The 22,999-nt window shown below is 75.4% G+C and carries 19 protein-coding genes; 13 read left to right on the forward strand and 6 right to left on the reverse strand.

All coding sequences use genetic code 11. The features are described from left to right. The first annotated feature begins 27 nt into the window (after positions 1-27). From B207_RS0107255 to B207_RS0107300, 10 genes are all read left to right on the forward strand, one after another. Entirely contained in the window at positions 28-960 is a 933-nt protein-coding gene (locus B207_RS0107255) for a thiazole synthase (RefSeq protein WP_018635858.1), read from the forward strand. Beyond that, positions 960-2,141, forward strand: coding sequence for a 2-iminoacetate synthase ThiH (gene thiH, locus B207_RS0107260; protein ID WP_018635859.1), 1,182 nt, complete (start codon positions 960-962; stop codon positions 2,139-2,141). Before B207_RS0107255 ends, thiH begins: the two co-directional genes overlap by 1 nt. A gap of 129 nt (positions 2,142-2,270) precedes the next feature. Beyond that, on the forward strand, positions 2,271-3,557 hold the full coding sequence (locus B207_RS0107265) for an NAD(P)/FAD-dependent oxidoreductase (protein WP_018635860.1): 1,287 nt from the start codon (positions 2,271-2,273) through the stop codon (positions 3,555-3,557). An 88-nt stretch (positions 3,558-3,645) separates the two neighbouring features. After that, positions 3,646-5,232: a Gfo/Idh/MocA family protein gene (locus tag B207_RS0107270; RefSeq protein ID WP_026310783.1), complete on the forward strand. Its 1,587-nt coding sequence runs from the start codon at positions 3,646-3,648 to the stop codon at positions 5,230-5,232. A 31-nt stretch (positions 5,233-5,263) separates the two neighbouring features. Next, entirely contained in the window at positions 5,264-5,587 is a 324-nt protein-coding gene (locus B207_RS0107275; protein WP_026310784.1) for an Rv2175c family DNA-binding protein, read from the forward strand. Between the two features lie 125 nt (positions 5,588-5,712). Beyond that, a complete protein-coding gene (gene thiS / locus B207_RS0107280; RefSeq protein ID WP_018635863.1) occupies positions 5,713-6,006 on the forward strand; it encodes a sulfur carrier protein ThiS in 294 nt (97 codons plus the stop codon). 4 nt (positions 6,007-6,010) lie between these two features. Continuing rightward, positions 6,011-6,691, forward strand: a complete 681-nt coding sequence (locus B207_RS0107285; RefSeq protein ID WP_026310785.1) for a thiamine phosphate synthase — start codon at positions 6,011-6,013, stop codon at positions 6,689-6,691. 20 nt (positions 6,692-6,711) lie between these two features. Further along, positions 6,712-7,083, forward strand: a complete 372-nt coding sequence (locus tag B207_RS0107290; RefSeq protein ID WP_018635865.1) for a lycopene cyclase domain-containing protein — start codon at positions 6,712-6,714, stop codon at positions 7,081-7,083. Then, positions 7,080-7,382 (forward strand): lycopene cyclase domain-containing protein, encoded by a 303-nt coding sequence (locus B207_RS0107295; RefSeq protein ID WP_018635866.1) that lies wholly within the window; start codon positions 7,080-7,082, stop codon positions 7,380-7,382. The genes B207_RS0107290 and B207_RS0107295 overlap by 4 nt, the downstream gene beginning before the upstream one ends. 42 nt (positions 7,383-7,424) lie before the next feature. Next, positions 7,425-8,498, forward strand: a complete 1,074-nt coding sequence (locus tag B207_RS0107300) for a hypothetical protein (protein ID WP_020607773.1) — start codon at positions 7,425-7,427, stop codon at positions 8,496-8,498. Positions 8,499-8,598: 100 nt separating this feature from the next. Here the strand turns inward: B207_RS0107300 and B207_RS32970 are convergent, their stop codons facing one another. The 3 genes from B207_RS32970 to B207_RS0107320 form a co-directional block, all read right to left on the reverse strand. Continuing rightward, positions 8,599-13,452, reverse strand: coding sequence for a hypothetical protein (locus tag B207_RS32970; RefSeq protein WP_018635867.1), 4,854 nt, complete (start codon positions 13,450-13,452; stop codon positions 8,599-8,601). Continuing rightward, positions 13,445-14,377, reverse strand: coding sequence for a hypothetical protein (locus tag B207_RS0107315; RefSeq protein ID WP_018635868.1), 933 nt, complete (start codon positions 14,375-14,377; stop codon positions 13,445-13,447). Before B207_RS0107315 ends, B207_RS32970 begins: the two co-directional genes overlap by 8 nt. A 122-nt stretch (positions 14,378-14,499) precedes the next feature. After that, positions 14,500-15,999, reverse strand: coding sequence for a hypothetical protein (locus B207_RS0107320; RefSeq protein WP_230204895.1), 1,500 nt, complete (start codon positions 15,997-15,999; stop codon positions 14,500-14,502). Positions 16,000-16,201: 202 nt separating this feature from the next. On the opposite strand from B207_RS0107320, the gene B207_RS0107330 reads away from it, so the two are divergent. After that, entirely contained in the window at positions 16,202-16,783 is a 582-nt protein-coding gene (locus B207_RS0107330; protein ID WP_026310786.1) for a TerD family protein, read from the forward strand. Positions 16,784-16,842: 59 nt separating this feature from the next. Here B207_RS0107330 and B207_RS0107335 read toward each other — a convergent pair whose 3' ends face one another. Next, a complete protein-coding gene (locus tag B207_RS0107335; RefSeq protein ID WP_018635872.1) occupies positions 16,843-17,145 on the reverse strand; it encodes a type II toxin-antitoxin system RelE family toxin in 303 nt (100 codons plus the stop codon). 206 nt (positions 17,146-17,351) lie between these two features. Here B207_RS0107335 and B207_RS0107340 point away from each other — a divergent pair, with 206 nt between their 5' ends. Next, positions 17,352-18,107: an HAD family hydrolase gene (locus B207_RS0107340; RefSeq protein ID WP_018635873.1), complete on the forward strand. Its 756-nt coding sequence runs from the start codon at positions 17,352-17,354 to the stop codon at positions 18,105-18,107. Positions 18,108-18,177: 70 nt separating this feature from the next. After that, positions 18,178-18,594, forward strand: coding sequence for a CoA-binding protein (locus tag B207_RS0107345; RefSeq protein ID WP_018635874.1), 417 nt, complete (start codon positions 18,178-18,180; stop codon positions 18,592-18,594). 7 nt (positions 18,595-18,601) lie between these two features. Here the strand turns inward: B207_RS0107345 and B207_RS0107350 are convergent, their stop codons facing one another. Continuing rightward, on the reverse strand, positions 18,602-20,884 hold the full coding sequence (locus B207_RS0107350) for a hypothetical protein (protein ID WP_018635875.1): 2,283 nt from the start codon (positions 20,882-20,884) through the stop codon (positions 18,602-18,604). Positions 20,885-21,238: 354 nt separating this feature from the next. After that, positions 21,239-22,795: a glycosyltransferase family 2 protein gene (locus B207_RS0107355; protein ID WP_018635876.1), complete on the reverse strand. Its 1,557-nt coding sequence runs from the start codon at positions 22,793-22,795 to the stop codon at positions 21,239-21,241. Between the last annotated feature and the right edge of the window lie 204 nt (positions 22,796-22,999).

Below are 22,999 nucleotides of genomic sequence, written 5' to 3' on the forward strand. Positions count from 1 at the left end.
CATGCGCGCGTGGGGAGGAACCGTCTGATGACACAGCAGGTCACGCCGGCCCGGCCACAGGAGGCCACCGGGGAGGATCCAGCGACCTCGGCCCGCCCCGTCGGTGGCGTCGGTGGCGTCGGCGCCACCGGCTCCGCGCTCGCCGCCGCGGCGGCGCTGGTGGGTGAGGACCCGTTCCGGGTCGCCGGGACGACGTACGCGAGCCGGCTTCTGGTCGGTACCGGCAAGTTCGCCAGCCACCAGGTCATGCGGGACGCGCTGATCGCCTCGGGGGCCGACATCGTCACCGTCGCGCTGCGCCGGGTGGACCTGTCCCGGGCCGGCGAGGGCGACGTCCTCGACTTCGTGCCGGCCGGGATGACGCTGCTGCCGAACACGTCCGGCGCGCTGGACGCGGCCGAGGCCCTGCGGCTGGCCCGGCTGGGTCGCGCGGCGACCGGCACCGGCCTGGTGAAGCTGGAGGTCACGCCCGACCCCCGCACGCTCGCCCCGGACCCGATCGAGACGTTGCGGGCCGCCGAGCTGATGGTCGCCGACGGGTTCACGGTGCTGCCCTACTGCTCGGCCGACCCGGTGCTGGCCCGCCGGCTGGAGGAGGCCGGCTGCGCCACCGTGATGCCGCTGGGCAGCTGGATCGGCTCGAACCGCGGCCTGCGCACCCGCGACGCGATCGAGGCGATCGTTGCGACCGCCGGCGTCCCGGTGGTGGTCGACGCCGGCCTCGGAGCGCCGTCGGACGCGGCCGAGGCGATGGAGATCGGGGCGGACGCCGTCCTGGTCAACACCGCGATCGCGATCAGTGCCGACCCGGTCGCGATGGCCCGGGCCTTCGCCCTGGCGACCCTCGCCGGCCGGCTCGGCCGGCTGGCCGGCCGCGGGCGGGCCGGTGGCGCCACGGAGGCCTCGGCGTCCTCACCGCTCACCGGCTTCCTCGGCTCCACGACCGGCGGAGCCGTCTGATGGCGAGCCCGCCGGGGCTGTTCGCACGCGAGCTGGCGGGTCTGGACATCCCCGGGCTGGCCCTGGCCTCGGCGCAGGCGGGCCCCGAGCAGGTGGACGCGGTCCTGCGCCGCGCGGCCGCCGCCGGGCGGGGGGCCACGGCGCGCGGTGACGCCGGCGGCCGGCTGGGCCTCGAAGACCTCGCGGTGCTGCTCTCGCCGGCGGCCACCGGCCGGCTCGAGGAGCTCGCCCAGCTCGCGCGGGCCACGACGCTGCGGCGCTTCGGGCGGGCGGTGCGGCTGTTCGCGCCGCTCTACGTCTCGAACGCCTGCCTGTCGTCCTGCACCTACTGCGGGTTCGCCAAGGGGCTGACGGTCGCCCGCCGCACGCTGACGGCGCAGGAGGCCGCCGCCGAGGCGCAGCTGCTCGTCGACCGCGGTTTCCGGCATCTCCTGCTGGTCTCCGGGGAGCATCGCGTCGAGGTCTCCGCCGACTACCTGGTCGAGATCGTCGAGCGGCTCCGCCCGTTCGTGTCCTCGATCTCCATCGAGACCCAGACCTGGTCGGACGACACCTACGCCCGCCTCGTCGCCGCCGGTCTCGAAGGCGCCATCCACTACCAGGAGACCTACGACCGGGAGCGCTACGCGCAGGTCCACGTCGCCGGCTGGAAACGCGACTACGACCGCCGGCTGGCGTCCTTCGAGACGGCGGCCGGCGCCGGGGTGCGCCGCCTCGGCCTCGGCGTGCTGCTCGGGCTGGCACCGGACTGGCGGGCCGACGTGCTCGCGATGGCCGCGCACGCCGCCTTCCTCGCACGCCGCTTCTGGCGGACGGAGGTCTCGGTGGCGCTGCCGAGGATCAAGCCGAGCGCCAGCGGCTTCCCGCCGACCGTGGTGGTGGGCGACGCCGAGTTCGTCCAGGCGCACGCCGCGCTGCGGCTGTTCGAACCGGACGCGGTGATCTCGCTGTCCACCCGGGAACCGGCCGCCCTGCGGGACGGGCTGGTCCGCATCGCGGTGACGACCATGAGCGCCGGCTCGTCCACCGAACCCGGCGGCTACGGCCGGCCCGGCACCGCGCAGGAACAGTTCTCCATCTCCGACGAGCGTTCCCCGGCCGACATCGCCGCGATGCTGGTGGCCGCCGGCTACGAGCCGGTCTGGAAGGACGCCTTCCCACTGGTCGAGGCGGCCGGCTGACCGCCGCGGCGGCCATCGATGGTGCGCCGCGCGGCCGGCCGACCGCGCGCGAGTGTGGCCGGGGCTACTCGCGCGCGACGGTGGACAGACAACCCAAGTAGCCTCTGGCCGCATGGATCGGGTGGGCTGATGGACCGCATCGTTGTCGTCGGTGGCGGGCTCGCCGGTGGGCGAGCAGTCGTGGAGCTGCGGGAGCAGGGCTTCTCCGGCACGATCACGCTGGTCGGCGCCGAGAAGCACCGGCCTTACGACCGGCCGCCGCTGTCCAAGGCGGTGCTCTCGGGCCGGACGGACGACACGACGCTGCCGCTCGACCTGGACAGCGCCGAGCTTCTGCTCGGTCGGCACGCGACCGCCCTGCGCCCCGGTGTGCTGGAGACGGACGGCGGCCCGGTGGAGTTCGACGGGCTGGTGCTCGCGACCGGCGCGGCGCCGGTGCGGCTGCCCGGAGCCCCCGAGCAGCGCGTCCTGCGCACCATCGACGACGCCCGCGCGCTGCGTGCGGAGCTGCGTCCGGGGGCGCGGCTGGCCATCGTCGGCGCCGGCTGGATCGGCGCCGAGGTGGCCACGCACGCGGCGGCGCACGGCGTGGCCGTCACCGTCGTCGAGGCCGGGGCGACCCCGCTGCTGGCGGCGCTCGGCCCCGAGATCGGCGGGCACACGATGCCCTGGTACGGCCACGCCGGCATCGAGCTGCGGGTCGGCACCGCCGTCGCCGAGATCCGGGCGGACGGTCTGGAGCTCGCGGGCGGCGAGTTCCTGCCCGCCGACATCATCGTCGTCGGGGTCGGGGTGCGTCCCGACGTCCGCTGGCTGGAGTCCTCCGGGCTGCTGCTCGACCGCGGCGTCGTCGTGGACGAGTGGCTCTCGGCCGTCCCCGGCGCGGGTGACGCCACCGGCGGCGGCGCGGCGGGCGGCTACCGGCCCGGGACGGTCGTCGCGACCGGGGACTGCGCGGCCTGGTGGTCGCGGCGCTACCAGCGCCGCATGCGCGTCGAGCACTGGGAGTGCGCGCAGGAGTCCCCCCGGGTCGCTGTCGCCACCCTGCTGCGGTCCCTCGCCGGTGGCGAGCCGGCCCCGGGGGAGGCCGGCGTTGACTCCGACAGCGTGTACAACCCGGTGCCGTACTTCTGGTCGCAGCAGTTCGGCCGGATGATCCAGTTCGCCGGGCTGCCCGGCCCGGACAGCACCCTGGTGCTGCGCGGCGATCCCACCGCCGTGGCCCCGGCCGGTGCCAAGCGGCCTCCGGGCTGGTCGGCGGGCTGGTTCGCGCCGGACGGCAGGATGGTCGCCCTGGTCACCGTCGCCCGGCCGCTGGACATGGTCGCCGGCCGGCGGATGCTGCTCGCCGACGCCGCTCCCGACGCGGCGAAGTTCGCCGACCCGGACATCGCCCTCAAGGAACTGCACACCTAGAACCGCCGGAACCACGCTCAGGAGGCGCCGGCCGCACGGAACGTGCGGACTTCGCTCCTGTCCGGGGCGTTTGCACTAAAGTGCCTGCGTGCCAAGCATTCACCTGGTATCGAACCTTCCCGGCGTGAATGCGCTCGGTGACCACCTGCGCGCCGCCGGGCTGGGGCCCACCTCGCAGCGCTCGGCCGACGCCCTGCTGGTGCTGATCGACCGCCCGCTCGACCACGTCGAGCAGGAACTGCTCGATCGGGCCCGCCAGTCCGTCCCGGTGCTGCTGGCGGGCCCCACGGTCCGGTCACTGCCCGCGGACAGCCCGCTCGTCGAGGCGTCCGGGCTCACTCCGGGCCGGGTCCCGCCCGCCTACGAGCTGGCGCTGGTGCCGGGCCCGGACGGCGCCGCCCTCGGGGCCCGCCTCGGCTCCTTCGCCCCCCGCGACTCGTGGATCATCCCCGACAAGGTGGCCGAGGACGTCGAACGGCTGCTGATGGTCCGCCACGAGATGGGCGAGCACCCGATCTGCACCTGGCGGCCGTCCACCGGCCTCGGCGTGTTCACGCTCGGGACCAGCGGCGACGTCCTGGCCGACCCCCGCTACCACCGGCTTGTCGGGCGGTGGCTGCGGCACGCGCTCGGCGCGGCCGATGACGGGCCGGTGAAGGCCGGGCTGGTCGGCGCCCCGGACGTGTTCGGCGTGCACGTCACGGCCCTGGCCGACGTCGAGGGCCTGGAGCTCGCCGCGCTGTGCGACGGAGGCATGGCCCGCACCCCCGGGCAGGACGCCGAGCGCCGCGCGCGGCTCGTCGACGACCCGGACGACCTGGTCAACGACCCGGAGCTCGGCCTGGTCATCGTCGCGACACCCACCCACACCCACGCGGAGTGGGCCCGCCGCGCGCTGGAGGCCGGCAAGCAGGTCGTCGTGCACGCCCCGCTGTGCCTCACCACCCACGAGGTGGACGAGCTGACCGAACTGGCCACGGGCCGCTCGCGCCTGCTCGCCGTCTACCCGGCGGGCCGGGACGACCCCGACCACCTGGCCGTCCGGGAGGCGATGCGGCGGGGGGAGATCGGNGAGCCGATGTGGATCGAGATCTTCTCCGGCGGCCTGCGACGTCCCGCCGGCACCTGGCACGACGACGAGCGGATCAGTGGCGGCCTGATCTTCGACCGCGGCGCCGCGCCGCTGGCGCGCATCCTCGACCTCGTCGACGACCAGGTCGAGTGGGTCAGTGCGACCGGGCACAAGCGGGTGTGGCACCACGTGACGAACGCCGACCACGCCCGGGTCCTGATCCGCTTCGCGGGCGGCTGCGAGGCCCAGGTGACGATCTCGGACGTCGCCGCCGGTGTGCGGCCGGGGACGCGGGTGCTGGGCACGGCCGGGACACTGGTCGCCGGCGGGCCGGACACCCGGCCCGGCCCGGATGCCCGCGATGGGCTCGGCGGGCTCGGCGGGCGGCGCTCGCCGCGGCTGGTCACGCATGACGGGCGGCGCACCACGCTGCCCACCCCGCCGGCCGATCCGGCGCGGTTCCACCGGGACCTCGCGGACGCCCTGCTGGCCGGCTGGCCGCTGGCCCGGGACCCGCTGGAACGGGACCGCACGCTGGTCTCCGTCCTGGAGGCGACCCGCCGCTCCGCGGCGGCCGGAGGTGCGCTGACCACGCCCGCCTGACTTCCGCCGGCCAGGGTGTTTACTCTTGACCATGGATTGGCTCAACGTTCCCGACGTGGCTGACGCACTCGGAGTGCCCGTCACCCGGGTGCGCCAGATGATCCGCGACCGCACGCTCCTGGCGAGGCGGATCGACGGCGTCCTGAAGATTCCCGCGTTGTTCATCGACGGCAACACGGTGGTCAAGGGCCTACCGGGCCTGCTCACCCTGCTGGCCGATGCCGGGTTCAGCGACGACGAGGCGCTCGACTGGATGTTCCGCGAGGACCCGAGCCTGCCCGGCACCCCCGCCGCAGCCATGGCCGCGAACCGTGGCAAGGAGGTTCGGCGCCGCGCCCAGGCGCTGGGATTCTGAGCCGCGCCGCCCCGCCCGCCGCAACCCCACCCGTCGCCGCCTCGCCCTGAGGGGCGGCGGGGCGGGTGGGGCCGCTCGGCCGAAGGAGCGGGAGCGCCGGCACCGGCTCCCGTAGGGTCGGGTACATGGTCGATCGTCCGACCGGGGTGGGCTCCGGCCCGGCCCCGGAACCCACCGCACCCAGTGCCGGTTCCGCGGCGTCCGCCGGCCCACCGCGGGCGCGGATCGTCGTCAACGGGGAGGCCCGTGACATCCCGGCCGGGCTGGCGCTGCCGGACCTGCTGACCCAGCTCGGTCTGCGGCCCGGGTCGGTGGTCGTGGAGCTGCGCGGGGCCGCGCTCACCCCGTCGGAGGCGGGCTCCGTCCGGCTCGCCGACGGTGACACGCTGGAGATCGTCCGTGCCGTCGCGGGAGGCTGAGTCGATGCCCGTGCCCGGTACCCGCGCCCACCGGCTCGCCCGCCTGCTCGACGCCCGCCTGTACCTGTGCACCGCGCGCCGCGGCGACGGCAGCGGCTTCTACTCCGACGTCCTCGGCACACCGGCCGCGCCCGGCGTCGACCTCATCCAGCTGCGGGAGAAGGGGCTGGAATGGCGTGACGAGCTCGCCGGCCTGGCCCGGATGACCGACGCGGCGACCGCCGCCGGGGCGCTCGTCAGCGCGAACGACCGGGCCGACGTCGCCGTCTTCGCCGGTGTCGACATCCTGCACGTCGGCCAGGACGACATCCCGCCGCGGCTGGCCCGGGAGCTGGTGGGACCGGACGTGCTCATCGGCCGGTCCACGCACGACCCCGAGCAGTTCCTGGCGGCGCTGGCCGACCCGGATGTGGACTACGTCTGTGTGGGCCCGGTGCACGCCACACCGACGAAGGAAGGCCGCGCTCCGGTCGGGCTGGAGCTGCCCCGGCTCGCCGCCCGGCACGCACCGCCCTTCGCGCCCGGCGCGAAGCCCTGGTTCGTCACCGGCGGCATGGACCTGGGGACCCTCGACGCCATCCTGGAGACCGGTGCGCGGCGGGTCGTGGTGGTGCGTGGTATCACCGACGCGCCCGACCCCGGGGCCGCCGCGGCCGCCCTCGCCAGGCGCCTTCGTTCCGCCTGACCGGTGGCGGAGCGCCCGTCGTGAGCCGGTGGGAACACCTCAGCTACCTCGCGGTGCTGCTGGGCTGCCTGCTCGCGACCGCACCACTGGAGATCCTGCTGCGGACCAGGGTCTACGCCCGGCCCCGCCGGCTTGCCCTGGCCGTCGCGCCGGTGCTGGCCGTCTTCGTCGGCTGGGACCTCTACGCGATCGCCCACGGCCACTGGACCTTCGACCCGCGGCGGACCACGGGGATCATCCTGCCCGGCGGCCTTCCCCTGGACGAGGTCCTCTTCTTCCTGGTCGTGCCGGTGTGCGCCATCCTCGCCCTGGAGGCGGTGCGGGCGGTGACCGGCTGGCAGGCCGGTGACGAACCCGACCGCCCCGACCGCCCCGACCGCCCCGACCCGTGAGCTACACCGTGCTGGCGGTCGCCGGCGTCGGGGTCACCCTCGCCCTCGACCTGTGGATCCTGCGCACGCGGCTGGTCACCCGCCGGCTCTTCTGGGCGTCCTACGCGATCATCGTGTTCTTCCAGCTGGTCACGAACGGCATCCTGACCGGCTTCGACATCGTCCGGTACGACCCGGACACCATCACCGGCCTGCGCCTCGTCCACGCGCCGGTCGAGGATCTGCTGTTCGGGTTCGCGATGGTGACCCAGACCCTGGTGTGGTGGATCTGGTGGGGGGTTCGTCACGGAAACGAGTGAATCGGGCGCCCATTTCCACTTCTGAGCCTACGCTCGGGGGCAATGAGGCAACGGACGGAGGGCAAGGTCGAGGCGGCGGGTCGTCACCGCCTGCCCTGGGGCCGTTCCCGGCGGATCCTGCCGATCCGCTGGGGTCGGATCGTGGCCGCGGTCGCCGCCGCCGCGGCCCTGGCGGTCGGCCTCGCCCTCGTCCACAACATCGCTCCGAGGCAGTCACCGTCGGCGTCCCAGCCGGCCGTCGCGGCCACGGCGATGGTCACCTCACCGCCGGACCAACCGGCCCCCACAGAGCCCGGGCCGGACCCCGCTGCCGTCCCGGCGGCGGCACCGACCGCCGGAACGGACGCCCTCGCCGGCCCCGCCGGGGAGGCCGTCGTCCCGCCCGACGCGGGCGCGCCCGCTCCCGGTGGCGCACCGGCGCCCGGCCCGCCGAGCCTGGCACCCGGCGCCGGCGGAAGCGCCCGGCCCGAGACCGAGCAGATCGGGCCGGCGATCGGCCTGAGTAGCACCAGCGTCGCGTTCGGCGCGGTCGAGTCGACGGTCAGCGTCGACCTGGTGGGCGTCGGGACGGCGCCTGCGCGTGTGCGGGTCGGCGGTACCCCCGCCTGGGTGCGCGTCGTGCCGCGCCAGGACGTGGTCGACCCCGGCGCCAGGGTGCCGCTCGTGGTCACCCTGGACAGGGAGACCGCCCCACCTGGCACGGTCGACCTTTCGGTGCCGGTCCGCGCGGTCGACGGGTCCGGCGGTGGCAGCCTGCGGATCACCGCGACCGTGTCCGGCGCGCCGTCGCTGAGCGTCGCCGCGGCCCCGGCGGAGATCCTCGCCGCCACCTGTGCGGCCGGCCAGGGGCCGAACCAGGCGACCGTGACCGCGACCGTCGTCGACCCGACCGGTGTCCTCGGCGTCGAGGTGCGCACTCGCGTGCCGGACGGTACGGAGATCACCACCCCGCTCGCGCTGGTGACCGCCGTCGAGGACCGGTCCACCTGGTCCGGCCCGATCGGGCCCGCCCCGGCGCCGGGGACCCTGGCCTACACCGTGGTGGCCACCGACCTCGACGGCCGGAAGTCCGAGGCGGGCGGCTCCGTCGAGGTGCGCCCCTGCCCCACGGGCTAGTGCCGGTCATGGCACCAGCGGTGCGCTCGTGCCCCGCCGGCCGGGGCCGCGCCCCCGCCGGCCCCCGCCGGCCCCCGCCGGCCCCCGCCGGCCGCTGGCACTAGCCGACCGGCGCGGGGTGCGTCCGTCGGAACACGCGGGACGCGGTGACCATGCCGGAGACCCCCGGCCCGTCCGGGGTCCGGGCCGGCGTGAGCCCCGGGCGCAGCCGTTCCTGCACCCGCAGGTACTTCATGCCGGCGCGCAGGTCGGCGTCGTTGCGCAGCCGGATGACCAGCCGGAACGCGCTCAGCGCCGTGGTGTCGAACAGCCCGGTGGTGTAGATCAGCTGGACACCGAGGCGCTCCGCCACGGCGAGCTGCAGATCCAGCAGGTAGCTGGCGCTCGCCCGGCCGATCGGGTTGTCGAGGAACAGCACTCCGGCGTGCCGGGCGCGCAGCCGGCCGCGGTCATTCGCGCGCAGTGCGGCCATCGTGCAGTAGAGAATGATCGCCGCGGTCAGCTGCTGGCCGCCGGAGAAGACGTCGCCGAGCTGCGAGACGCGGACCCGCTCGGTACGCAGCACCGCGTCCGGCTTGAGGATCTCCACCCGGACGCCGCCGGGCAGCGCCGCGCGCACGCCGCGCAGGAGCAGGGTCATCCCGTCCCGCCGCCCGCCGGCTGTCGAGGACGTCGAGGCTGTCGAGGACGTCGAGCCCTGCGCGGCGGCGTCGACGACCTCGCCGAGGGCCTCCGTCAACGCGACCGGCTCGGGCTCGGCGAAGCTGATCCGCAGGAACTCCTGCCCTGACCAGTCGCCGAGCTCGTCGGGCAGGCGTGACAGCCGCTGCGCCGAGCGCAGGGTGCCGAGCGCCGCGCGCACCATCCCCTCCAGCCGGGCGACGATGGCGGCCCTGTTACGGCCGATGTGGGCCAGGTCGTCGTCCAGACTGCGCAGCCGCGGTGCCAGGGCGGCGGCCCAGTCCTCGGCGTGGGCGGCGACGGCGTCCCGTCCGGCCCGCACCATCTGCCGGCGGGCCGGTGAGCGCACCGACTCGAACCGGCCGCTCGCCGCCCAGGACGCGACGGCGTCCGCCGCCGCCCGGACCCGGCTGGCGGCCTCCCCGTGCGCGGCCACCGCCTGCCGCCAGGTGGACCGCAGCTCACGGGCCATCGCGGCGGCCGCGGCGGCGTCACCGGCGAACGGCTCGGCGACCGGGCCCGCGTCCCGCGGGGCGCCCTCGTCGCTGCCAGCCGTGCCTTCCGTCTCCGCGTCGGCGAGGAGGTCCGCCAGCGAGCCGGCGGCCGTCCGGAACGCCTGCCGCTCCCGCTCGTGGTCTGCGGTGTCCCGGGCAAGGTCCTCGAACGCCGCCTGGGCGGCCCGGACACCCTCCTCGGCGCGGTGACGGGCCTCGCGCCGGGTCCCCTGCCAGTCCAGCGCCTCGTCGAGAGTCGGCGGGCCCTCACCCGGCGCGAGCGGACGTGCGCCGGAGGCGCGTACCCGGCCCGCCATGTGGTGCATCTCCTGGCGCAGCCCGCCGAGCCGTTCGCGCGCCGTGTCCAGCTCGCGCCCGAGATCGGCCGCGACGCGCCGGGCGGCGGCCTGGGCGGCCGCCCGCGACGCGGTGTCACCGCCGCTCGGCCCGGCGAGCAGGGCGGCGCACCGGTCGCGGACGGCCACCGGCAGCCCGTCGACACCGCCGCGCGCCGCCGCCTCCGCCCGCCGCGCCCGGTCGAGCTCGCCGCGCAGGTCCGCACCGACCTCCACCTGGGCGTAGACCCGCTCGGCCGCCTCGTACGCCGCCCGCAGCATCGGCACCTGCACCGGCGGGCCGGCCTCCTGCACCGACAGACCGGTCTCCTGCACCGACAGGCCGGCAGGTTCCGCCGTCAGATCACCGGCGCCCATCACCAGCGCGGACTCGGCCAGCGCCGCCTGGGCGTTGCGGGCGGCGTCATCGGCACGACGCAGAGCCTCCTGCGCCGCCTGGCGGGAGGCCGCGGCGCGGCCCCGCTGGCGCTCGGCCTCGGCGGACTGCTCGGCCGCAACCGCCTCCAGACGGGCGATCTCCTCGCCCAGCCCCGCGGACTCACCCACGACCCGTGCGAGGCGGTCCAGGGCAGCGGCCCGCGCGGAGCGCTCCTGCTCGGCGGCGCGTAGCCGGTCGATCTCGGCCACGGCGAGCTCCGCCGCGCGCGTGGCCTCGGCAACCCGCGCCCGGGCGTCGGCCAGGGCATCCGCGGCTACGTCCGCCGCGCCGCGGGCCGCGCGCACCGCGTCACGCAGCGCCGGCACCCATCCGGGCGGGTGGGCCCGTCGCCAGCCGGCGATGCCCGCGGCGAGTTCGCGGTCGCCGCGGGCCCGGGCGCTCAGCTCGGCGGCCTGCGCACTGCGTTCGTCGTGCCGGCGCCGGATCGCCGCTCGCTCGGCGGCGGCCGCGGCGACGTCGTACAACGCGGGATTCGGCGGGATGAGAAAAGCCTGCTCCGCACCCTCGCCGGACGTGCCGGCGGCCTCGGCCGGGCGCGGGTGCGGAGATGCCAGCAGTTCCGCGGCGCCGACGACCACCGCGCAGTCGGGCAGCAGCCGCGCCCGCGCCACCACCTCGCGGGCGGTGCCGACGTCCCAGCCGGGGGGCAGGACAACCCCGTCGACCAGGTCGGGGCGGGCCCGTAGCACCTGGTCCCGTGCGTTCTCGTCGACCTGGTGGGCGAGATGGTGCCAGCCGGAGACCGCCGGGATCCCGGCCCGCGCGAGCGCTTCCAGCACCGCGCAGACCGCGGCCCGCGCGGGGCGCAGGTCACCGTCACCGAGCGCGTTGAGGACGCGCAGATCCGCCTCGGTGTCGACGGACAGCGCCAGCTGGCGCTCCTCGGCCGCCCGGACCGCGGCGGCCAGGGCGTCCAGCGCCGCTTCGGCGTCGACATCCAGGTCGGCCACCCGGTCCAGGTCGGCCACCCGGTCGCCGTCATCCGTGGTCAGCCCGAGCAGGGCCGCGACCCGACCGTCCGCGGTGAGCGCGCCGGCGGCTGCCAGCGCCGCGTCCAGTTCGGCGGTCAGCCTGGTCAGCTCGCCGCCCGCGGCATCCAGGCCACGCTCGGCGGCCCGTGCGAGGTCCTGCGCCTGCTCACGGTCGGTGGAGCGGGTGGCGGCGGCGAGCGCCTCCTGGACAGCGGCCCGGGCGTCGTCCGCGCGGCGGATGGCCGCAGCGGCCTCGGTCGCCACCTGACCCGGGTCGCCGGCCTCGGCGAGCAGCCCGGCCCGCACCGCGTCGGCCACCTCCCGGGCGGTGCGCTCCCGCCGGTCACGCAGGGCGGCGGCGCCTGCCCGGGCGGTCGCCGCCGCGTCCGCGGCGACCCGGTCAGCAGCCGCCGCCGACTCGGCGGCAAGGTCGTGCGCCGCCGCACCCGCCCGGGCACGGGACTCCTCCGCCCGGGCCGCGGCGGTGAGCCGGGCCAGCCCGGCCACCAGCTCCCGCGCGGCGGCGTCCCGCTCGGTCAGAGCCGGAGCGGACCGCGACTCGGCGTCCGCCACCAGCCGGGTGAGCCGCGCGGCCTCACCGGACGCCGCCGCGAGCCGCAGGACGTCCTCCGCCGCCCGCCAGGCGTCCAGTTCCTCGGTGACGGCGGCGTGCCGTCCGACCAGCGCGTCGCGGGTCGCCTCGGCCTCGGCCAGGCGCAGCTCGGCCACCCGCAGCCGCGCGGCCGACTCGTCGTCCGCCGCCCGCGACCGGGCCTGCTCGGCCGCGTCGACGGCGGCCCGGGCCCGCTCACCGCGGGTGCCCAGCGTCAGCGCCCCGGCATCCGCCAGGTCGATCGTCGCGTCGACGCCGGCCGCGGCAAGGCGGACCGCCCCGCGCAGCGCCCGCAGCCGGGCGTCCGACGCCCCGCGCGCGCGGACGGTCTCCACCAGCGGTGTGAGCCGTTCCAGCGCGCCGGCGACGAACTCGCGCTCGGCGTCCAGCGCCGCCCGCGCGGCGAGCTTGGCCGCGTAGCCGTCGACGACGTCGGCGACACCCGCCGGGTCCTCCGGCGGCGTCACCGCGCGGAGCAGGAAGTCGACGAACTGCTCGTCGCTGCTGAAGGCGAACGCCTCGGCCGCCTCGCCCTCGCCCGCGTTCATCGCCCGCTGATAGCGGAACAGCTCCGGATCCAGCCCCAGCGCGTCGAGATGCTCGCTCCAGGCGCTCTGACTCGTCTCCCAGACAAGTGCCAGCGCGGGGTCGCCCGCCCCGGCGTCCGTCAGCCGGGAGCGGAAGCCGGTGAACGTGACCAACCGGCCGTCCTGGACCAGCGGAAGGTTCGTGATGTCCATTCGCGGGCCGGGCCGGAACGCGTACCAGGCCTCGGCGAGACGGGACGAATCCCCGCCGGGCCTGCCGCGCCACTCGCTCGCCTTGCCGGTGACGACCCGCTCGCCGGTGACGGCATGCTGCCACTCGCAGATCACATGCCCGCAGTCCCGGGACAACACGAAGTTGTCGAGGACGCGGCCGTTCGACGTACCCACCACCTGGCGGCGCCCGGGCAGCACGACCGAGAAGATCAGTTTCATCAGGACGCTCTTGCCGCCGCCGTTCTCCAGGAACAGCACCGAGGCCGGCGACGGCCGGACGGCGACGCTCCCGTCCGGGCTGCCGCGGTCGGGGCTGCCGCGGTCGGGGCTGCCGCGGTCGGGGCTGGGACCGGGTGCGAAGCCGGGATCGGGATCGGGATCGGGGGCGGGCGGGCGGTTGCCGGTGGCTGGGGCGTTGCGGCTGGCAGGCGGGCTGCCGTTCGGGCTGCCGTTCCGGGATGTGGCTGTGTCCTGAACGTCGCTGTCGCCAGCGGAACGGCCGGTGTCCGCGGCGAAGAGCCCATGCTGGCGATGGCCGGTCACCGGAGCACCAACCCCGGAGAAATCGAGCAGGACGTCGCCGAACCGCGCGCCAGGCGGCCCGATCGCATGGAGCCGAACCTTGGACAGCTCAAACATCGCCCACCTCCGGACCCTGTGGTCGGCCCGCCGCGTGATCCGGTGCGGTCGCCTCGGTGCCCGCCTGCGTTCCGGCCTGCTGGCCGGAACCGGCCGGTCCGCCTCCCACCGCGTCGGTACCGGGCAGGACGGGTGCGCCGGCGAGAACCCGAACTCCTCCGGAACCGTCGCTCACCGTCACCACGCCGAGGCCGAGGAGCTCCTCCAGGGCGGCGTCGGCGGCGAGCTCACGCACCTGGATCTGATACCGCGCCGTGGTGCGGAAGGTGCCGCCGGCCTGGTCACTGACGGGCACCAGGCAGCCGGATTCGGCGAGGAACCCCATCGCCCGGGCGACGATCCCGGTGGTCGAACCGGCCAGGCGGCGGGTGTCCCTGGTCGTTCCGGCCGCCGGGCGGCGTGCGTACAGCCGCCATGCCGCCTCCAGCGTCCGGTCGTCGCCGGCCCCGCGTGGGTCGAGCTCGGCGCCAGGATCGGCGCAGACCCGTTCGTCCAGCAGCCGGCAGGCCTCACGGACGAACGCGTCCACGCCGTCGACGCTGACCCGTCCGACATAGGTGTCGTCGAGAAGGTCGGCCGGCCGGGGGAAGGCAAGTGCGGCGACGGCGAGCTGACCGATCGCGTGCAGCAGCCGCTCGGCCGACCGGTGCTCGCCGCCCGCCCGCCGGGCGTAGTCGCTCATGCGGACGGTGAACACCGACTCCTCGGCGCCGCCCGCAACCAGTCCGGCGCGTTCGGCCACGTCCAGCACGACCAGCCCGAGCCCGGCGGCCGTGGCCCGGGTGAGCGCGGCGAACTCCTCGTCCCGCAGATAGCGTCGGACCAGTTCGGCGTACCGCGTGTCCCGCGCCGGCACCAGCTTGGGGCGCAGGCCGTAGGCGATGAGCCGCCCCGCGTCGTAGGCGTCGTCATGCCGCTGGCGCACGCCGCGCTCGGGCCGGCTCTCGCGGCTTTCGCTCGGGTTCGAGTTCGGGCGAGGATCAGGGCCAGGGCCAGGGCCAGGGCCGGAACCGGGATCGGGCGGCGCGGATTCCTGGTCGAGAGAGATCATGCGACGGTCCGGCTGAGATCATGCGCTGATACCGCGTCGTCGGTCACGTCGGTCATGTCTGTCACGTCGGCGGGGGCAGCCTGGGCGGCGGTGATGCCGACCCGGCCGACGAGGAGGTCCGCCCCGCCGAACCAGGGGTCGTCAAGGTCGGTCCCGTCGGCGCAGGCGACGGTCACGACGGTGTCTCCCTGGCGGGCGGCGGTGGAGATCTGCGGGCTCAGCGCGTGCACGGAGAGCAGCGCCACCAGCTCCGCGACATCCGGCCCGCCGGAGACCCTGGCCTGTTCCAGCAGTTCCGAGAGCCGCCGCGGCGACTCCGGCGGAATGTCCATGATCACCGTCGCCAGCGCCCACGTCTCGTCGTCGTACCTCTCCGGCTCCCGCAGCGGGACGAGATCCGTCTCGGTGACCGGCGGCCCGAGCGGCTCCTGCTCCACGGGCGGAGCCAGGAGCCCGCCGACCAGGTCGACCAGGCGCATCGCGCGCGGCGTGCGGGCGCCAACCGCTCCGGGGAAGAAGGCCATCGCCGGGCGCAGGGCCGTCACGCCGGGCAGCGTGAGGACGGGCATGAGGACCTGCGTGTAGAGGTCCACTCCGTCGCGGGAGGGGGCGTCCGCGAACTGCTGGCGGTCCTGCTCGGCTCGGAAGACCGCGCCGGCCTCCAGGAGGCGGGCCTGCAGCTGGGTGTGGCGGCGGATGCAGTCCGTCACGATGGCGACGAGCTCGGCGGCCTGTCGTTTGTGGTCCGCGTCATCCGCGGCGTCGCGGTAGCGGCGGATGTGGGTCAGGATCGCGTTCTCGTGACGGTAGCGCTGCTCCACGTGGCCAAGTGCCTCGTCGAGCAGAGCCGGAACGGTGCGCAGCCAGTCGACGGCAAGAATGTTGCGCCGGGTCGCATCGAGCTGCCGGCGTAGCTGCTCCGCGTACTGGACCGTGCGGTACCGCGCCGCCTCCGCCGCAGATCTGGCATCCGCCAGCCTGCCCCGGCGGATGAGGTTGTCGAGCGTCACCTCCGCGGCGATCTGCGCCGAGGTCACATCCGTGTCCAGAGCGCCGATCAGCACGGTCACCGCTTCGTCGGTGGCGCGCAGGTAAAGCTCCCCGCCCGCGTCCGTCAGCTCGACGAGAAGCTTGAAGTCGAACCGCCGCCGCACGTACCGCCCGTCCGGCCGGTAGGTGCCGTAGATGACGTCGAAGCCGCGGTCCACGCTGCCCACGTTGATCAGATTGCTCAGCACCCAGCGCGCGACCCGCTCGTGCTCGGCGCGTGACCGCTCGGGTGCCTGGGCGGCGGTCAGCGGCACGAGCCTGCGCAGCACCTGCTCGTGGTCTGCCCCGCGGTCGAAGTCCATCGCGACCGTGACCAGGTCGATGGCATGCAGGGCGAGCTCGGCCATCGCGTAGACCTCGAAGTCACCGCCGTCCAGATAGGACTTGCGGGTGTCCAGGTCGTGCAGCGGCTGGGTGAGCGCCAGGGCCTTGCGCCGCCGGATCATCCCCGAGTCGGCAGGCGCCGGGACTGGCGGCTGGCGGATCTCCACTTCGAGGACCCTAGCCGGGGTCGTTCCCGCACCTCGCGGGCCGGTGTGGTCCGCCGCGGTGGGCCACACCGACATCTGGCGTGGCCGGGCCCGGTCGACGATCGAAATCGGCTGGGCGGGGCTGCGCGACCGGCGCGGCGCGGGCTAGGCTTCCGGCATGAATTCGGTGTCGCTGTCCAAAGGCGCCAACGTGTCGCTCACCAAGGTCGCGCCGAACCTCACCGCCGTGACCGTCGGTCTCGGCTGGCAGGTCCGGCAGACCACGGGAGCGCCGTACGACCTCGACGCCTCCGCCATCGTGGTGGGTGACGCGGGGCGCGTGCTGTCGGACAGCCACTTCGTCTTCTTCAACAACCTGGTCAGCCCGGACGGCGCCGTCACCCATCTCGGCGACAACCTCGTCGGCGGCGGCGGCGGGGACGACGAGCAGATCACCGTTGACCTGCGCCTCCTGGCGCCGCAGGCGACCAAGGTCATCTTCGCCGTGTCCATCTACGACGCCGACGCGCGGCGGCAGACCTTCGGGCAGGTGCGCAACGCCTTCATCCGGGTCTCCGACGCGACCACCGGCGCCGAGGTCGCCCGCTACGACCTCACCGAGGATGCGTCCACCGAGACGGCCATGATCTTCGGTGAGCTGTACCGCTATGGCAACGAGTGGAAGTTCCGGGCTGTGGGCCAGGGGTATGCGTCGGGCCTGCGGGGCATCGCCCTCGACTTCGGTGTGAACGTCGCCTGACGCCTGACGCCTGACGGGACGTGTCGGCCGGGCAGCTGCGGGTTCGTTCGGCCGGCGCGTCACCGCCGCGGAGGGCCGCCACCGCCGAAGGGCAGGCGGGGAGCGTTCTGTCGCCGGCCGACGAGCATCACCCGGACCGTCCGGGTGTTCGCGTCCACCCGGTAGAGCATCCGCCAGCCGCGCGCCGCGGCTTCGAACATTCCGACCTGCTGCTCACCCACGAGCGGTGCGCCGGCCTTGCGGGGATCGTTGCGCAGCGGGCCGTCGAGGAACCGGCGCACCTCGGCGCCGAGGAGCTCAGGAAGCTTTGCCAGATCTCGTTCGGCCGAGGCGGAGAGTGTCACCTCGTGCTTGTCGCTCACCGGCGGGGACCGCCCGCCGGGCGGTGACAGGAGACGGACGGGGCGGCCGGCCGGCCGGGGGCCGGCCGTTGACCGCGACGCGCGTTGTGCATCCCTTGATCGTATCGCTTCGTGCCGGGACGGACTGACGGCCGGCCGCCTGCCCGGCGGTGAGCTTTCCGGCAGCCGGGGCCGCCGCCCGGAACAGGAGCGGGAAGGATGGGCCGGTGACCCCTCCCGCACCACCAGCCGCTTCTCCCACACCCACACCCGCATCCGGGGTCGGACAGGTCGCCGCCGTCATCTTCGATCTCGACGGGGTGCTGCTCGATTCGGAGCAGGTCTGGGACGAGGTGCGCCAGGCCTTCGTCGCCGAGCGAGGCGGGCGTTGGGCCGACGACAGCACCGCCCGGATGATGGGGATGTCGACCGCGGAGTGGTCCGGCTACCTGGTTGAGCTGGGCGCCGGTGACAGCGCCGAGGAGATCGCGGCCGAGGTCCGCGGCCGCGTCGCCGCTCGCTACGGTGACGATCCGCCGCTGCTGCCCGGTGCCGTCGCGGCGGTGCGGGCCATGGCCGCGCACTGGCCGCTCGGCCTGGCGAGCTCGTCGCCACGGGTGCTCATCGACCTGGTTCTGGACCGGTCCGGCCTGCGCCGCGAGTTCCGGCACACCATCTCCTCCGAAGAGGTGCCCCGGGGCAAGCCGGCCCCGGACGTGTACCTGGAGGCCGTCCGGCGGCTCGGCGTGCCCGCGGGTGCGGCGGTCGCGGTGGAGGACTCGGCCAACGGGCTGCGCGCCGCCGCCGCGGCCGGCATCGTGGTCGTCGCCGTCCCGAACGAGCACTTCCCGCCTGGCCCCGAGGCGCTCGCCCTGGCCTCCGCACAGGTCGACCGGGTCGCCGATCTCACTCCCGAGATCGTGCTGGCCGCCGCCGGGCGCCGCCCCGCCCTGCTGCGGCCCGCCCCGCCGCGGCCGGCCTGACAGCGCGACACCGGCCGTTCCGGCCGCCCGTCCGGGATTGCCCGCACGCGGCGGCGGGTTGACACCGTCCATGACGGAGAACACGGACGAGGTCGTCCGCAGGGTCCTCGCCGACACCAGGGTCTGGGCAGTGGTCGGGCTGTCGGAGAACACCGCGCGTGCGGCCCACGGCGTCGCCGCCTACCTGCGCCGGCACGGCAGGCGGACGATCCCGGTCCATCCGTCGGCACCGGTCATCGACGGTGAACAGGGCTATCCGACGCTGCGCGACATCCCTTTCCCGGTCGACGTGGTGGACCTGTTCGTCCGGTCCGACCTGGTGGGCCCGGTGATCGACGAGGCGGTGAAGATCGGCGCGGGCGCGGTGTGGACGCAGCTCGGCGTCCGCGACGAGGCCGCCCAGGCCAGGGCCCGTGAGGCTGGCCTGGACGTGGTCGTCGACGCGTGCCCGCGGATCGAGGGCCCGCGCCTCCTCGCCTGGTACTGAGCCGGTGTCAGCCGGATGCCGGCTGGCCGCCCGCTGCCGGCTGTTCTCCGCCTCCGCTGTCGTCCCGGGGCGTGGTGGGCTGATCCCAGCCGTCCTGCCGGCCGGGCGGCTGGCTCCCGGCTGCCCCGGGGGATCGGCGGGGCCTCGCCCGCTCGGCGCTCCCGCCGGAACGGGTCTCGGGTGTGGACGGCCGGGCGGCCGGCGTCGGCATCCGGGCATCCGGGCCGCGACTCACCGGGGGCCGTGTCGGCCGGGCGGGCACGGGGGCCGTCGGGCCCTGGCCGGAGGTGCCGTCGCCGGCCGGCCGGCGACGGCGTTCCCTGGCCTCGTAGGTGACGCCGGGAGGCCGCTTCGGCAGCCCGGCGGGCCCCACACCCGCCGCAGGGCCGCCCGTGCCCGCCGGGGTCCGGCGGGCACGCGGACGTACCTCCGGCTGCTGCGGCCCGGGACCAGAACGTGCGCCCGGGCCGGAACGGGTACTGGAGGTGGGACGGGTACCGGAGGCGGGTGGGGGAGCCGGCGGCCCGGTCTCGACCGGCGGCTCGGTGGGGTGGTCGTCGACCGGCTCCCCGGGAATCGTCGGCGGGTCGGCGTCGAAGGAGCCGGCCGCGCCGGCCGCGCCGGCGGCGGGTGGGCCGGGTGGGCCGGGTGGGCCGGGGGGGCGGACCGTACCGGGCCAGCCGGCGGAGCCGGCTGCCGGCGACGTTCCCGCGGGCGGGAACGGATCATCAAGGCGGAACGGCGCATCGGGGGTGGCGCGGTCGTCGGGCGCGGTACCCGGCGACAGGCGCCACGGCGTCTCCGCGGCGGTGCGGCGTTCGCGCCAGGCCAGGACCAGCAGCTGGCCCTGGCGCGTCGCGAGGGCCGCTGCCGGCGGCAGCAGGAACAGCAGCGGCAGCATGTACCGGTAGTCGAAGCAGACGGTCGCGGCGGGGATCACGACCACCGCCGCGCCCGCCGCGACCAGGAACAGGCAGTCCAGGCCGGTCCGGCGGCGCTCGGAGGTCAGGTCGTGCCACCGTGCGCGCCCGTCCCCGCCGCGCAGGCCGGCGGGGACGATGCGCGGCAGCGCGGCCAGACAGGCCAGCAGGCCCAGCCCGGCGGCGGCAGCCAGCGCGGGGCCCGGGGTGTAGCCGCGGGTCTGGTACGAACGCAGGACGCCGGCCCACGGCTCCTCGAAGGTGCGCGCGGGCCGGTCGGCCTCGCCCTGCAGGCCCAGCAGTGGCTCGCTGTTGTGCAGGTACCGGGGTTCGTTGTCGGTGGGGAACCGCCAGGTGGCGTCGGGCCAGTCCTGGGGTCCGACGGGGCGCCCGGGCCGGAAGAAGTGCGCGATGTCCGTGCCGACCGTGTTCAGGTAGTCGGTGGGCTGCGCGGTGATGACCTGCCGGGCGAAGTCCCTGAGTAGTTCCTCCCGTTCGGCGGCGGAGACGCCGAGCCGGTTGGCGGGGCTGTTGCGATCCCAGACGTAGTAGCTCGGGTCGGGTCGTTCGCCGACCGGATGCGGTGAGCACAGGGCGAGCTGCTCGGGCCGCAGGTCGAGTTTCGTGCAGTCGGCGATGGGGGCGACCCGCCCGTACAACCAGGCGGCGTCACCGCCGGTCAGTCCGAAGCTGCCGTGCGCGGTGCTGAACCAGGAGGCGTAGGCGATCAGCGGGGCCGCGAGGAAGACGCCGAACACCGAGACCCGCAGCCAGCCGAGCCGTCGCGCGACGACGTAGCCGAAGGCGAGCAGGCCGAGCGCCACGCCGATCGTGCGCACCAGGCCGGAGGCGCCGAGGAGCAGGCCGGCGAGGGCGAGTGCCCAGACCGACGGGCGTTTGGACCACATCAGAGCAACGATGGCGGCGACGAGGAGGGCCGCGAAGACCGTCTCGGCCATCACGAAGTGCTCGATGACCACCTGGTAGGCGTCGAGCAGGAGCGGAGCCGCGGCGACCGCGGCGATCGGGGCCGCGACCCGGCGGTGGACGAGCAGCGCGTAGAGGGCGGTCGCCAGCAGGAGTCCCAGCAGGTGCTGCACGACGGGCACGACCCACAGGTCCGCACCGGCCTCGACCAGCACCCGCAGGAACGCCGGATAGCCCGCCGGGCGCATCGGGTCGGGTTCTGACAGCTCGGACAACCGGATGTAGGCGTATGAGTCGCCGCTGAACTCGAATGCCGGCCGGAAGCCGACAACGGCGGCGAGGCGCAGCGCCACGCCGACCACCAGCAGGACTCCGAACATGGCATGCCGGACGAGGAAGGAGGACCGTCCGTCGGCGGAACGCGCCCGGTCCGTCTCCGCCACCTTCCCGGGGCCCCGGGAACGGGCCGCGCGCCCGGATCCCGGGGCAGTCGCGGCGGGACCCGGCGCCGGCGCATCGGAGGGCTCGGCGCGCCCCGCCCTTCCGGGTACCTGATCCGGCCGGGCACGGTGCGTCCCGGCGAGACTCACGGGTCCCCCGGCCGCCGGGTGCGCATGGTCGTCGGGCCGCCCGATGCCGCCGGGAGCCTCGGGAGCCGCGAGTGAGCCGGAGGCGCCGGCCTGTCCTGGTGCCTTCACAGGAACCATGGTCCACGATCCATCCCGGAAATTGTCCGAATGGTCCCCTTCGGGCCCCCGATTGTGTGTGTGGATCACGTTGTTCACCGATCCGCGTCGTCAGTGCTGGTGCGCGGGAATTCCGAGCGGGGTGCCCGGCGGCCCCGCGGGGGCCGGAGCATCCGCGCCGCTCCGGCCGCCGCTCTGGCCTCGGGCGGCCGCCTCTCCGGCCGGAGAGGCGGTCTCGTCTGGCACCGCCGCCGCCCCCGGCCGGGGCCGGCCGGGCGTCGCGGCGTCGCCTTCCGTGGCCTGATCGGTGCCGGGGGTGGCACTGCCGCCCACGGGCCAGGAGGACCCGCAGGTGGGTGCCGCGCCAGTGGCTGCCGCCGCGGCCCCTGGCGTCCAGCCGGAGCGGCCGTGCCCGCCGCTCGGCCCCGCGGTCACCAGCCGCAGGAAGAACGAGCCGAAGGCCGTCTGCGCCCCGAGCACCATCAGGGACATCGCCAACAAGGCCGGTCGCAGCTCGTTGAGCGGCCCCATCGCGTTCGCGAGCCACCGCGCCAGGACGAAGCCGTCGATCGCCAGACCGGCGGTGAACAGGACGGCGCCGAGTGCGAGCCCGCGTTCCAGGGTGAAACGCCGGTGAATGGACGTCAGCGGCCAACGGCGGCGTTCCTGCCACCCCGCCGCATGGTTGTGGACGTCCGCGAACACGCCGAGCAGCACCAGCTGCCAGCCGAGGATGGTGAACAGGGCGAACAGCACCGAAAAATGCAGGTCAAGGCGGTGAAACCCGAGATCCAGCGAACCGGGCAGGAGCGCCAGCTGGCCGACGGCGCCCAATCCCAGCAGGACGAGGCCGGGCAGCACGAAGAGGTGACGCGGCGCCAGCAGCAGCATGAACCGCAGGTGGCGCCAGCCGTCGCGCAGCGAGTGAAGCTTGGAGGCGCCGACCCGCGGATGGTAGGTGATCGGCACCTCCTCGATCCGCAGATCGGCCCGCCCGGCGGCGATGACGAGCTCGGAGGCCAGTTCCATGCCCTCGCAGCGCAGCTGCATCCGCCGGTAGGCGTCCGTCGTGAAGGCGCGCATGCCCGAATGGGCGTCGGACGAGCGGACGTCGAACAGCCGGTTGAGGATGCCGGTCAGGACCGGGTTGCCCACGTACCGGTGCAGCCACGGCATCGCCCCGGGGAGAATCTCCCCGGCGAACCGGGAGCCCAGCACGTAGTCGGCCTGGCCGGCGCGCAGCGGCGCGAGCAGGGCGCCGAGATCGGCGAAGTCGTAGGTGTCGTCCGCGTCGCCCATGACCAGGAAACGACCCCGCGCGGCCGCGAAACCGGCCAGATAGGCGTTGCCGTAGCCGCGCCTGGACTCGGCCACGACCCGCGCGCCGGCCGCCGTCGCGATGGCGGCCGACCCGTCCGTCGACCCGTTGTCCACGACGACGACCTCACCGGCGACCCCGGCCGCGGACAGACCCGCCAGCGCCTTGCCGACGCAGATGCCGACGGACCCGGCCTCGTTGAGACACGGCATGACGACGGAGACCTCCGGCCAGCCGACGGCCTGCGGGAGCGTGGCGGCGGAGCCCGTGCTGCCGGAGCCCGTGCTGCCGGAGCCTGCGTCGTCAGTGCTCGTGCCAACGACGCCGGCGGTACGCCAGTCGTTCACCATGCGTGACCCCCCACAGGCCTGGAGCAGACAGGACGGCGGCCGGACCCGTGGCCCGACCCCGCGCCGGCCTGGTTTCCCCGGCTGGTCGAGGTGGGCACGTGGGGAACTGAGCGGCCTTCGTCCGTTGTGGCTTTCACCCGGCGTGGCGTGCAGTCCTCGTCCGGACCAATCCTGCGGTCCAGGCAGGCCGAACGCTCGGCGTCG

It is taken from the genome of Parafrankia elaeagni, from assembly GCF_000374165.1.
Lineage (GTDB): Bacteria > Actinomycetota > Actinomycetes > Frankiales > Frankiaceae > Parafrankia > Parafrankia elaeagni.